Source organism: Pseudophaeobacter sp. TrK17 (assembly GCF_042192375.1).
Classification (GTDB): Bacteria; Pseudomonadota; Alphaproteobacteria; order Rhodobacterales; family Rhodobacteraceae; genus Pseudophaeobacter.
Window position 1 is genome coordinate 1,632,104 of record NZ_CP071700.1, and the last position, 11,742, is coordinate 1,643,845.

The window sequence follows — 11,742 nt, forward strand, 5'->3', positions numbered from 1 at the left end:
GGGTCAGCCTCCACAGATGGTTTCCAACAGCGGGTCTTGTGCAGGCGGCGAGACCCAGTCGACCCCGTGAATGCCCCCATCCAGGGCAAAGCTGGTGTCGGTCGCCACCGCCGCCCGTCGCCAACTGGCGCAATCGGCTGCGATGCTGAGCTGGCTGATCGGGGCCCAGCGGCCAAAAAAGAACACCTCAGCCAGACGGTGATCAGGTTGCTTAGCATGGCTGCGCATGGTGGCAAGATCAACCGCAACAAAGCGTTCGCTCAGCGGCACAACATAGGTCCAGGGCCGATAAAAACTACGGCTTTCAACCGTGTCAGCCACCACCAAACCTTCGGGCAGGGAGGCCAGGGTGCGGCTGTACCAACTATACTCCGACGTCACCGTGACGCCGATCATCGCCAGGCCCGCTGCCACCGGCGCCAGCCAGCGCGGCAGGCGGGCTCCGGTGACATTGTTGACCATTATCACCACCCCAGCGACAGCGATACCGGCAAAAATCACAGCGATCAGTTCCAGAAACATCAATTCCCCTCGCGATTGTCCGGTGGCCTTGTCAAACCGCCGCTTTCATCTTTCCCAAAATATTGCTGCCAGAGGCCCCTGCAAAACAACAGGTGATCCGTTAGCTCAACATTCCCTTACCGTGCCCCAGCGCCGATTGCATGGTTTTTACCACCACAAAGGCATCCCGCAGATGACTTCGCTCAAAGTCGGACAAATCAGAGGGCGCCAAATAGTTGTCAGGCGCAGCGCCTTTGCGCACCAGGGCGGCCTGGTGTTCCAGCCGGGTTTGCGCAATCAGATCATAGGCATCCAACAGATCGCGGGCCCCACTGGCGCTGATCACCCCGATGGCAGCGCCGGCGTCCAGACGGGCGCGGGTATTCACCGCCGCAATTTTTCCCTGCAGCGCATAGATACGGCCCAGATCGGTGACCGGCACCACGCCATTGTGCTTCATATCCAGAGTATTGCGGTGTTCGCCTGAGCGAATGGTGGCAAAGCCCCGCAACAGCCCCAGGGGGGGCGTATGTTTCAGCGCATTGGAGGTCATATGGGCCACAAAGATCGAATTGGCGCAGGCCGAGGCCAGAACCCGGGTTTGCAAGCCCTCAAACAGCGCGGCATCGCCACCAATGGGGCGCAGATCAAACATCACCGAGGCCAGCATCTGCGCTTCGGGGCCGGGTTTGCTGATCCAGCCGCCAAAATAGTCCTGCCAGACATGCAATGGCTGACGCCAGCGCGGATTGGTCGCCATCATATCGCCCGGGCAATAGACATAGCCGCAGGTATTAAGCCCATCACAGACAAAGGCGGCGAGGGCGGCAAAATAGGCGTCGTGCTGGGGCAGGGCCGCATCGGACAGGATCAGGCAATTGTCCTGATCCGACACCCCGGTTTGCTCTTGGCGCCCCTGGCTGCCACAGGCAAGCCACAGATAGGGGACGGGAGCTGGGCCAAGCGTTTCTTCTGCCAGGGTGAGCAACCGCCGGGTCACGGTGTCGGCGATATCGGTGATCAACCGGGTCACCACCTCGTGGCGATTGCCGCCTGCCACCAGCTGCACCAGCAGCCGGGGAATTTCCGCAGTCACCCTGGCCATTTCCTCAGCGCTGCTGGCGCGGGCGATACTGGACACCAGCTCGGCTGAGCTGACCGCCTGAAACCGGGTGAGGTCGGTCTGGGTGATGATACCCATCAACTGGCCGTTTTGCACCACCGGGATATGGCCGATGTGATGTTCCATCATCGCATGCAGCACATCCGAGCCAATCGCCTCAGGCGGCAGGCTGCGGGGGTTTTTGGTCATGATCTGCGACACCGGGGTAGAGAAGGGCAGCCCCTCTGCCAGCAGTTTTTCCGTCAGATCGCGGGTGGTGAGAATGCCCAGCAGGTGATCGCCCTCGCTGATGCAGACACAGGAGATATGATGCTGGCGCATCAGCTGCGCCGCCCCCTGACAGGTCAGGCCCGCAGAGCAAGTCACTGGCGGTGCCGCCATAAAGCTTTCGGCGCGGGTGGTGGTGAGACCGTTCTGAAGCGGCGTATCGGGGCGGCGGCGATCAAAAAACCGCGTGACCGCAGGTTCTGCCCGCATCAGGGCGTCAAAATCTTCGCGCGGCAGCAGCAGCAGCACGGTTGCCGCACTGGCCCGCGCCGTGGTTGCGGCACGGCCGTCGCGGGTCAGCCCGCGTTCGCCAAAGGAATTGCGCGGCCCCAGGATCGAGATCGCCATGTCGTTCTCGTCAAAGACTTCGACTTCGCCGTGATGCACCAGATACAGCCCGGCAAGATCGGCGCCGCGTTCGTAAATTGTGTCTCCTGAACTGATCGACAGCAGTTGGAACTTTGGTGCCAGATCCTGCAGCTTGCTCAGCTCGAGACTGTCATATGGATGAACGGAGGTGAGAAAGCGGATCAGGTCGGTTTCGGAAATCGGCATCACGGCACCTGTCTCATAGTGGGCAATTGGGCAAAAATTGGGGATGCCCGCCCGAGCGCTGAGCCGGGCGGGCATGAGGATAAAAAAGGACGGACCAGAAGGGAGGGTCCCCCGAGGGAGTGGCCCGTCCAGGGAGGGATCAGTGATCCTGTGCTGCACCGGCTCCACGTGGGATACGCACGCTTTCGACCAGATCTTTGATCTCCTGCGGGGTTTCCTTGGTCATGCCGGCAACCAGGTAGGCAACCGCAAAGTTCACCGCAGCACCGATGGCGCCAAAGGAGGTGGACTTGATTGTACCCAGCAGCGGATCCGCATCGGTAAAGGAGTTGGTGTCCGGAATGAACAGCCAGCCCTTGTGCAGGAAGATGTAGATCAGGGTAACACCCAGACCAGCCAGCATACCTGCGACAGCCCCGGTGTTGTTGATCTTCTTGGAGAAAATCCCCATCATCAGCGCCGGGAAGATCGAAGCAGCCGCCAGACCAAAGGCCAGCGCCACAGTCTGCGCCGCAAAGCCGGGAGGGTTGAGGCCAAGGTAGGTTGCAACCGCAATGGCAACCGCCATGGCAATCCGCGCCGACAGGAGTTCGCCTTTTTCCGAGATATTCGGATTGATCGAACCTTTGATCAGATCGTGTGACACAGCGGAAGAGATCGCCAGCAGCAGGCCTGCCGCCGTTGACAGCGCCGCCGCCAGACCACCAGCCGCCACCAGACCAATAACCCAAGAGGGCAGGTTGGCGATTTCAGGGTTGGCCAGCACCAGGATGTCGCGGTTGAAGTTGGTCAGCTCGTTGCCTTGCCAGCCCATGTCAGCCGCTTTGGCCTGCATATCCGCATTTTTATCGTTGTAATACTGGATATGGCCATCGCCGTTTTTGTCTTCCCAGGCCAAAAGCCCGGTTTTTTCCCAGGTGGCCATCCAGTCATAGCGGGCATCGTTTTCGATCTGCTCGACGGAAACCGCCTGCGCATCGGTGCCATTGGGCCACATCATATCGGTGATGTTCAGACGCGCCATGGCGCCAACCGCAGGGGCGGTAAGATACAGCAGCGCGATGAACACCAGCGCCCAACCCGCGGACCAGCGGGCATCTGCCACGCGTGGCACGGTAAAGAAGCGCATGATCACATGGGGCAGGCCGGCGGTGCCGATCATCAGCGACAGGGTGAACAGCACCATGTTGAAAGTATCCGCATGGTGAGCGGTATACTCGTTAAAGCCAAGCTCCCGCACGATGGCGTCCAGCTTTTGCAGCAAAGGCTCACCCGAGGCGACGTGATCGCCAAACAGGCCCAGTGCCGGGATCGGATTGCCTGTCAGCTGCAGCGAGATGAAGATGGCCGGGATGGTATAGGCCATGATCAACACGCAGTACTGCGCAACCTGGGTATAGGTTACGCCTTTCATGCCTCCGAACACCGCGTAGGCGAACACAACACAGGCACCAATTAACAGCCCCGCAGTGTTGGAGACTTCGAGGAAGCGGCCAAAGGCCACGCCCACGCCAGTCATCTGACCAATAACATAAGTGGTTGAGGCAACGATTAAACAGATCACCGCCACGATGCGCGCAGTTGGGCTGTAGAACCGATCACCGATGAACTCGGATACGGTGAACTTGCCGAACTTGCGCAGATAGGGGGCAAGCAGCAGCGCCAGCAGAACATAGCCACCGGTCCAGCCCATCAGGAAGGAGGAGTTGTCATAGCCGGTAAAGGCGATGAGGCCCGCCATCGAAATGAACGAGGCCGCGGACATCCAGTCTGCCGCGGTCGCCATACCGTTGGTGACAGGGTGTACGCCGCGACCCGCCGCGTAGAATTCAGACGTGGAGCCCGCACGGGCCCAGATCGCAATGCCGATGTAGAGCGCGAAAGACGTGCCTACAAACAGCAGGTTGATGGTAAACTGATCCATTGTTACTCCTCCTCGACGCCGAATTCACGGTCCAGTTTGTTCATGCGGAAGGCGTAGAAAAAGATCAGGCCCAAAAAGACCAGGATCGATCCCTGCTGGGCAAACCAAAAGCCCAGATCAGTGCCACCGACGGCGATGCCGGACAGCATCGGGCGCAGCAGAATGCCAAAGCCAAATGAAACGACAGCCCAGATCACCAGGCTGACAAGAATGATCCGCACATTGGCCCGCCAATAGCCTTTATCGGCCTCGGCTGTTTGTGCAGCTTTTGTTGTGTGATCCGCCATGGCGGCTTCTCCTTCTTCCTCCAGGACCTGATTGAGGGGTCAATCAGGCAAACGCTCTGTGTTTGCCCGCGCCGCTGTGTTGATAAAACAGGGTGTCGGGCATGGCTCCGCCGATGTGCTGGCCCGAGGGTCAGCAGAGATCGTCGGATTTTCCGGTTTGTGGTGTGGGGATCGGCTGAGCAGGCCGACCCCCTGGAAATTCTAGGTGTTATGCGGTGGATTCGGTCACGATCTTGGCCAAGCCACCGGAGATTGCTTCGATCTCTCCCATGGCATCAATTGTTTTCAACGCGCCTTTGCCGTCGTAATAGGCAATCAGCGGCGCGGTCTGTTGATGATAGGCTGCCAGGCGGCTGGCAACGGTTTCGGCATTGTCATCGGCACGACGGGTCATGTTTTCACTGCCACATTTGTCGCATTTGCCGGCAACTGCGGGCTGCTTGAAACTGTCGTGATAGCCCTCGCCGCAGCCGCCACAGGTGTAGCGGCCAGAAACCCGGGCCACCATGGCGCTGTCGTCCACTTCCAGGCTGATGGCGGCGTTGATCTTTTGCCCGGTCTCTGCCAGCAAAACATCCAGCGCTTCGGCCTGCACGGTTGTGCGCGGGAAGCCATCGAGGATGACCCCCTTGGCACAATCGGGTTCTGCCAGACGGTCACGCAGGATATTGATGACGATCTCATCCGACACCAGACCACCAGATTCCATCACCGCCTTGGCGGCTTTACCGGCTGCGGTGCCTGCAGCAACAGCTGCGCGCAGCAAATCCCCGGTCGAGAGTTGCACAAGACCAAATTTCTCTTCCAGAACGCGGGCTTGTGTGCCCTTCCCGGCGCCGGGAGGGCCGAGAAGGATTAAAACGGCAGGGCGGGTCATTACATCAGTTGTCATGCTGCCTTACCCCTTGTTTGCCCGGTTGGCGATCAGGTCATCCACCACCGATGGATCCGCCAGTGTCGAGGTGTCGCCCAGGGCGCCAAAGTCCTTTTCTGCGATCTTGCGCAGGATACGGCGCATGATTTTGCCTGAGCGGGTCTTTGGCAGACCTGGTGCCCATTGGACGACATCCGGGCTGGCGATGGGGCCGATTTCTGTCCGCACCCAGGTGCGCAGCTCTTTCAGCAGCTCATCCGATGGCTCGCGGTCGTTCATCAGGGTGACATAGCAATAGATGCCCTGGCCCTTGATGTCATGGGGGTAGCCCACAACAGCGGCCTCTGCGACGGCGGCATGGGCCACAAGTGCGCTTTCGACCTCGGCGGTGCCCATCCGGTGACCGGAGACATTGATCACATCATCGACGCGGCCGGTGATCCAATAATCGCCGTCGGCGTCACGGCGACAGCCATCACCGGTAAAGTAGTAGCCTTTGTAGTCCGAGAAATAGGTCTTCTGAAAGCGCTCGTGATCGCCCCAGACGGTGCGCATCTGGCCAGGCCAGCTGTCTTTGATGCACAAAACACCTTCAACACCATTGCCAGAGATCTCTTCGCCGGACTGCGGATCCAGCACCACGGGCTGGATGCCAAAGAAAGGTTTCATGGCCGAGCCCGGCTTGGTGGCATGGGCGCCGGGCAGGGGGGTCATCAGATGGCCGCCGGTTTCGGTCTGCCACCAGGTGTCAACGATGGGGCAGCGACCGCCGCCCACAACGTCATTGTACCAGTTCCAGGCTTCGGGGTTGATTGGCTCACCCACGGTGCCCAGCAGGCGCAGCGAAGACAGGTCACATTTTTCGACCCATTCATTGCCCTGACCCATCAAAGCGCGCAGCGCGGTGGGGGCGGTGTAGAACTGGTTGACCTTGTGCTTTTCACAGACCTGCCAGAACCGGCTGGCGTCGGGGTAGGTCGGCACACCCTCGAACATCAGGGTGGTGGCGCCATTGGCCAGCGGGCCATAGACGATATAGCTGTGGCCGGTGACCCAGCCCACATCAGCAGTACACCAGTAGATGTCGCCATCGTGGTAATCAAAGGTGATTTCATGGGTCATCGCCGCATAGGCAAGATAGCCGCCGGAGGTATGAACCACACCTTTGGGCTGGCCTGTGGAGCCGGAGGTATACAGCACAAAGAGCGGGTCTTCGGCGTTCATCTCTGCGGGTTTGCAGTAGTCGTTCGCTTCCAGCGCCATCTCGTTATAGTCATAGTCGCGATCGGCCACCCAGGTGGTCTGGCCACCGGTGCGCTTGACCACCAGGCATTTCACCGTGTCTTTGCAGTGCAGCAGAGCGGCATCCGCGTTGGACTTCAGCGGCGTCTTGCGACCGCCACGTGGGGCCTCGTCGGCGGTGATCACCACCTTGGCGTCCGATCCGTTGACGCGGGCCGCCAGGGCATCGGGGCTGAACCCGGCAAATACAATAGAATGAATTGCGCCGATACGGGCACAGGCCAGCATCGCATAGGCGGCTTCGGGGATCATTGGCAGATAGATCACCACCCGGTCGCCTTTGCGTACGCCCATGGTTTCCAGGATATTGGCCATGCGGCAGGTGCGGCGGTGCAGCTCCTTATAGGTGATGTGCTGCGCGGCCTCATCGGGATCATCGGGTTCAAAGATGATTGCGGTCTGATCGCCACGGGTATCCAGATGGCGGTCGATACAATTGGCCGAGACATTCAATGTGCCGTCGGCAAACCAGTTGATCGAGACTTCACCAAAGTTGTAATTCACATCCTTCACCGTGGTGAAGGGTTTGATCCAGTCGATGCGCTTGCCGTGCTCTCCCCAGAAGGCTTCTGGATCGTTAAGCGACGCGGCATACATTTCTTCGTATTTGGCACTGTCCACATGGGCGCGGGCAACGGTTTCCGCGGATGGCGCGTGGGCCTTACCTTCGGGGTGCTGTGACATGCTGTTCTCCTCCCAGATATTTAGTCGGTTCGACACCACAACCACGAGGCATGACTGTCAAACCGTTTCCTTCCCTGGCGGTGATCATAGGGCGAGAGGAAAATAAGTGAATAAGATACGGGAAAATAACGATTTGCTTGTAAATGAATTTCCTTTGCTTGCCTGAAAATGAAAATTTCTGGCCCAAAATATCTGGAAATCCCTTGTGATTATGGCGGTTGTGAGTCAACGAATTACCCTCACATTTTTTGTAAAGGCGTGGAATCGCCGGGTTCAAGCGGGGCAAAAGAGTGCGGCGAGCCGATCTGGACCTGCGGCATTTTGTGCATCAGGCGCCGGATCGGACAAAAAATGAGGGTGATTTACGCAACTTTGTTGCGCTCGGCTAAGGCGGCGCTGTGCTGCATTTGCATTCAGTCCCGGCCGGTGCCCGCTCTGCTGCTGTCAGAGCTACAAACTCTTCGTTTCAGCGGATCTGTGGGCTTGGCAGTTGTGTGTCTTGTCGTTAGCTTACCCGCCAAGCGCCTGCCGACAGGTGGCCCCGCCGGGCCACTGGCTACCGGGCAAGGATTGGCGCAACAAGGGAGAGGAATACAATGAAGACGATCTTGACTGCCGCTGTGACGGCTGCTGCTGGTTTTGCGCTGGTTGGCGAGGCTGCCGCGACTGAATGGAATGTATCGGTTTGGGGCAAGCGTCGCGCCTTTACCGAACATGTTGAAAAACTGGCCGAACTTGTCAGCGACAAAACCAACGGTGAATTCACCCTGAACATCAGCTATGGTGGCCTGTCCAAGAACAAAGAGAACCTTGACGGGATCTCCATCGGTGCCTTTGAAATGGCGCAGTTCTGTGCCGGCTATCACCGTGACAAAAACCCTTCGATCACCGTGCTTGAACTGCCGTTCCTGGGTGTGAATACCCTGGAAGAAGAGGTCGCCGTCAGCCATGCTGTCTATGGCCATGAAGCGGCACAAAAGGATCTGGCGCGCTGGAATGCCAAACTGCTGATGACCAGCCCCATGCCACAGTACAATATTGTCGGCACCGGTGAGCCCCGCGATGCGGTTGCAGAATTCAAAGACATGCGTGTGCGGGCCACTGGCGGCATCGGCAAAGCCTTTTCGGCGGTTGGTGCGGTGCCGACCTCGGTCACCGCGACCGAAGCCTATAACGCAATGGAATCCGGCGTTGTTGACACTGTCGCCTTTGCCCAGCATGCCCATCTGGCCTTTGGCACCATCAACCGCGCCGAGTGGTGGACCGCCAACCTGAACCCTGGCACCGTGAACTGCCCGGTTGTGGTCAACACAGATGCCTATGAGGCGCTGTCCGACGCCGAGCGTACTGCCCTTGATAGCTCGGTTGATGAAGCGATTTCGCATTACCTGGCCAACTATGGCGCACTGCTCGAAAAATGGGATGCCGTGTTGGAAGAAAAAGGCGTGACCAAGGTCATGCTGCCCGAGGCCGAACTGGCCGCCTTCCGCGCCACAGCGGCTGATCCGATCCGTGAACAGTGGATCAAGGACATGGAAGCCCAGGGTATTCCTGGCCAGGAACTGTATGATCTGGTGGTGAAAACACTGGAAGACACCCGCGCGGGCAACTAAACCGCGCGCTATCGGGATCGGGGCTGGGAGGGATCTCTCGGCCCCGGTTTTTTTTATTCTGGAACACTCTAACGAAAGGTGGGCCCCATGGCGGGAAACGCCGCGGTGCTGGAAGACGGCAGTCTGATCAGCCGTCTTGACCGCAAATTGCTGAAGCTGGAGCAAGTCTTTGCACTGATCAGCGGCTTGGCTGTCTTTTCACTTATGCTTATGGCCGTTGTTTCGGTCGGTGGGCGCAACGCGATGAATGCGCCGCTGCCGGGCTATGTGGACTGGATCGAACAGGCCATGCCGCTCATCGCCTTTATGGGGATCGCTTATGTGCAACGTGACGGTGGCCATATCCGGATGGATATTGTGATCGGGGCGTTGCGCGGACGGGCGCTTTGGCTGTTTGAACTGATCTCGGTCTTGTTGATCCTGGTGCTGATGCTGGCCCTTGTCTGGGGCAGCTGGTCGCATTTCTCCCGGTCGTTTGATTTCGCCGCTCCCCTGTGGAGCCGCGACAGTTCCATCGACATCGGCCTGCCCATCTGGCCGGCCAAACTGCTGGCACCGGTGGCCTTTTCTGTGCTGTGCCTGCGGTTGCTGCTGCAGGTCTGGGGCTATGGCCGGGCCATGGTTCTGGGGCTGGACACCCCGGTTGCAGTGCCTTTGATCCAGGACGCGGCCGAGCAGGCAGCGGCTGAGGCGGAACAATTGAGCGGACATGACAATGACGCCATCGGCGGGCAGGGGTAACGGGCATGGAACCTATTGAAATTGGCCTCTGGGTCACGAGCTTTTTGCTGGTGCTGGTTGTTGTTGGCATGCGGGTGGCCTTTGCCGCTGGTCTGGCCGGGCTGGTGGGTCTGATCTGGATCTTCTGGGCCAAGTTTGGCTACAGCCCCGATAAATTTGGCAAGGCGCTGACCGTTTCTGTCAAAATTGCCGGGCAGGTGCCCCATTCCAAGGTCTCCAGCCAGGCGCTGAGCCTGATCCCGACCTTTATTCTGATCGGCTATCTGGCCTATTACGCCGGCCTGACCCGTGCCCTGTTTGAGGCCGCCAAGCGCTGGATCGCCTGGTTGCCTGGTGGGCTTGCGGTTTCAACCGTGTTTGCCACTGCAGGCTTTGCCGCGGTTTCAGGCGCATCCGTTGCAACCTCCGCTGTGTTTGCCCGTATCGCCATCCCCGAAATGCTGGCGATTGGCTATAACAAACGCTTTGCCGCTGGGGTGGTTGCCGCTGCGGGCACGCTGGCCTCGCTGATCCCGCCCTCGGCCATTTTGGTGATCTATGCCATCATCGTTGAGCAGGACGTGGGTAAGCTGTTGCTGGCGGGGTTCATTCCCGGCGCCTTTAGCGCGGTGGTCTATGTGTTGCTGATTGTTGGCATTGCCTTGGTATTCAAAAACGTTGGCCCCCCGGTCAAGGGCTTTACCTGGCGCCAGCGTTTTGAAGCGCTGCCCGGCGCGCTGCCGATTGTCTTTGTCGTGGTGATCATCATCTGCTTTGTCTACAACCCCTTTGGCGGCGACGCCTGGGGCACCCCGACAGAGGGCGGCGCCCTGGGGGCCTTTGTGGTCTTTTGCATGGCCCTGTGGCGCGGCATGCGCTGGGGTGAGTTCAAATCCGCCCTGCTGGAAACCGCCAAGCTCACCGTGATGATCTTTACCATCATCTGGGGCGTGTTGATCTATGTGCGTTTCCTTGGCTTTGCAGATTTGCCCGGAGCCTTCTCTGACTGGATCACCAGCCTGGAGATGTCGCCGATGGTGATCCTGGTTTGTATCCTGCTGGCCTATGCGGTGCTGGGGATGTTCATGGATGCCATTGGCATGCTCTTGCTGACGCTGCCGGTGGTCTATCCGGCGGTGATGGCACTGAACGGCGGCGAAAGCGTTGTAGCCGCGGACAGTGCTTTTGGCATGTCGGGGCCGATGTGTGCGATCTGGTTTGGCATTCTGGTGGTCAAGATGGCCGAGTTCTGCCTGATCACGCCGCCGATTGGGCTCAACTGTTTTGTTGTGGCCGGGGTGCGCGATGATCTGAGCGTACAGGATGTGTTCCGTGGGGTGATGCCCTTCTTTATCGCCGATGGTGTGACCATCGCGCTCTTGGTGGCTTTCCCCTCGATCGTGCTCTACCTGCCTAGTTTGGCGCAGTAGCGGTCGATCAGGGCTTAAATTTACTCCACAAGGGGCGGAAGGACAGGTGTCTTCCGCCCCTTTTTTGTTCAGGCGGCTCGCTGGCGGCGGATCACTTGCCAAAGTGTTCCCCTGTCCACTTAGCAAGACGGCAATGGACAGAGCGAGGTTCGGCGGTGGGGCTGCGCTTGAGGTGGGGCACGTCGCACCGTCGTTCGTCCCGGGCGGCGGAAATTTTCAGACGTTGTGCGGGCTTTTGGTTTCCCAGGCGGTTCGCAAAGAAAAAGGGCTTAGCGGCGCAAACCTCTAAGCCCTTGAAATCTTTGGCTCCGGCGGTAGGGATCGAACCTACGACCAATTGATTAACAGTCAACTGCTCTACCGCTGAGCTACGCCGGAATGTGGGGTCCGTATAGCTTTGGTGTTTTTGCGCGTCCAGAAGAAAAACGGGTCAAACCGAATTTTTTTCTCTTTTCGCCAACG

The 11,742-nt window shown here is 59.0% G+C and carries 9 protein-coding genes and 1 tRNA gene; 3 read left to right on the forward strand and 7 right to left on the reverse strand.

The features are described from left to right. Positions 1-3: 3 nt before the first annotated feature. The 6 genes from JZI28_RS07620 to acs form a co-directional block, all read right to left on the reverse strand. A complete protein-coding gene (locus tag JZI28_RS07620; RefSeq protein ID WP_375699740.1) occupies positions 4-522 on the reverse strand; it encodes a hypothetical protein in 519 nt (172 codons plus the stop codon). 100 nt (positions 523-622) lie between these two features. Continuing rightward, positions 623-2,446 carry a DUF294 nucleotidyltransferase-like domain-containing protein gene (locus JZI28_RS07625; RefSeq protein WP_375699741.1) on the reverse strand — a complete coding sequence of 608 codons (1,824 nt, stop codon included), beginning with the start codon at positions 2,444-2,446 and terminating at the stop codon, positions 623-625. Between the two features lie 139 nt (positions 2,447-2,585). Continuing rightward, positions 2,586-4,370, reverse strand: a complete 1,785-nt coding sequence (locus JZI28_RS07630) for a sodium:solute symporter family protein (RefSeq protein WP_348152610.1) — start codon at positions 4,368-4,370, stop codon at positions 2,586-2,588. 2 nt (positions 4,371-4,372) lie between these two features. Beyond that, a complete protein-coding gene (locus JZI28_RS07635; RefSeq protein WP_348152613.1) occupies positions 4,373-4,657 on the reverse strand; it encodes a DUF4212 domain-containing protein in 285 nt (94 codons plus the stop codon). Between the two features lie 208 nt (positions 4,658-4,865). Further along, positions 4,866-5,549 carry an adenylate kinase gene (locus JZI28_RS07640; RefSeq protein WP_375699742.1) on the reverse strand — a complete coding sequence of 228 codons (684 nt, stop codon included), beginning with the start codon at positions 5,547-5,549 and terminating at the stop codon, positions 4,866-4,868. Between the two features lie 6 nt (positions 5,550-5,555). After that, a complete protein-coding gene (acs, locus tag JZI28_RS07645; RefSeq protein ID WP_375699743.1) occupies positions 5,556-7,517 on the reverse strand; it encodes an acetate--CoA ligase in 1,962 nt (653 codons plus the stop codon). Between the two features lie 596 nt (positions 7,518-8,113). Between acs and JZI28_RS07650 the strand changes: the two genes are divergently transcribed. The 3 genes from JZI28_RS07650 (at position 8,114) to JZI28_RS07660 (ending at position 11,280) form a co-directional block, all read left to right on the forward strand. Further along, positions 8,114-9,130 carry a C4-dicarboxylate TRAP transporter substrate-binding protein gene (locus JZI28_RS07650; protein WP_297341580.1) on the forward strand — a complete coding sequence of 339 codons (1,017 nt, stop codon included), beginning with the start codon at positions 8,114-8,116 and terminating at the stop codon, positions 9,128-9,130. A gap of 87 nt (positions 9,131-9,217) precedes the next feature. Next, positions 9,218-9,871, forward strand: coding sequence for a TRAP transporter small permease subunit (locus JZI28_RS07655; protein ID WP_375699744.1), 654 nt, complete (start codon positions 9,218-9,220; stop codon positions 9,869-9,871). Positions 9,872-9,876: 5 nt separating this feature from the next. Further along, on the forward strand, positions 9,877-11,280 hold the full coding sequence (locus tag JZI28_RS07660; RefSeq protein WP_375699745.1) for a TRAP transporter large permease: 1,404 nt from the start codon (positions 9,877-9,879) through the stop codon (positions 11,278-11,280). Between the two features lie 303 nt (positions 11,281-11,583). Here JZI28_RS07660 and JZI28_RS07665 read toward each other — a convergent pair. Next, positions 11,584-11,658 (reverse strand) — tRNA-Asn (locus JZI28_RS07665). Between the last annotated feature and the right edge of the window lie 84 nt (positions 11,659-11,742).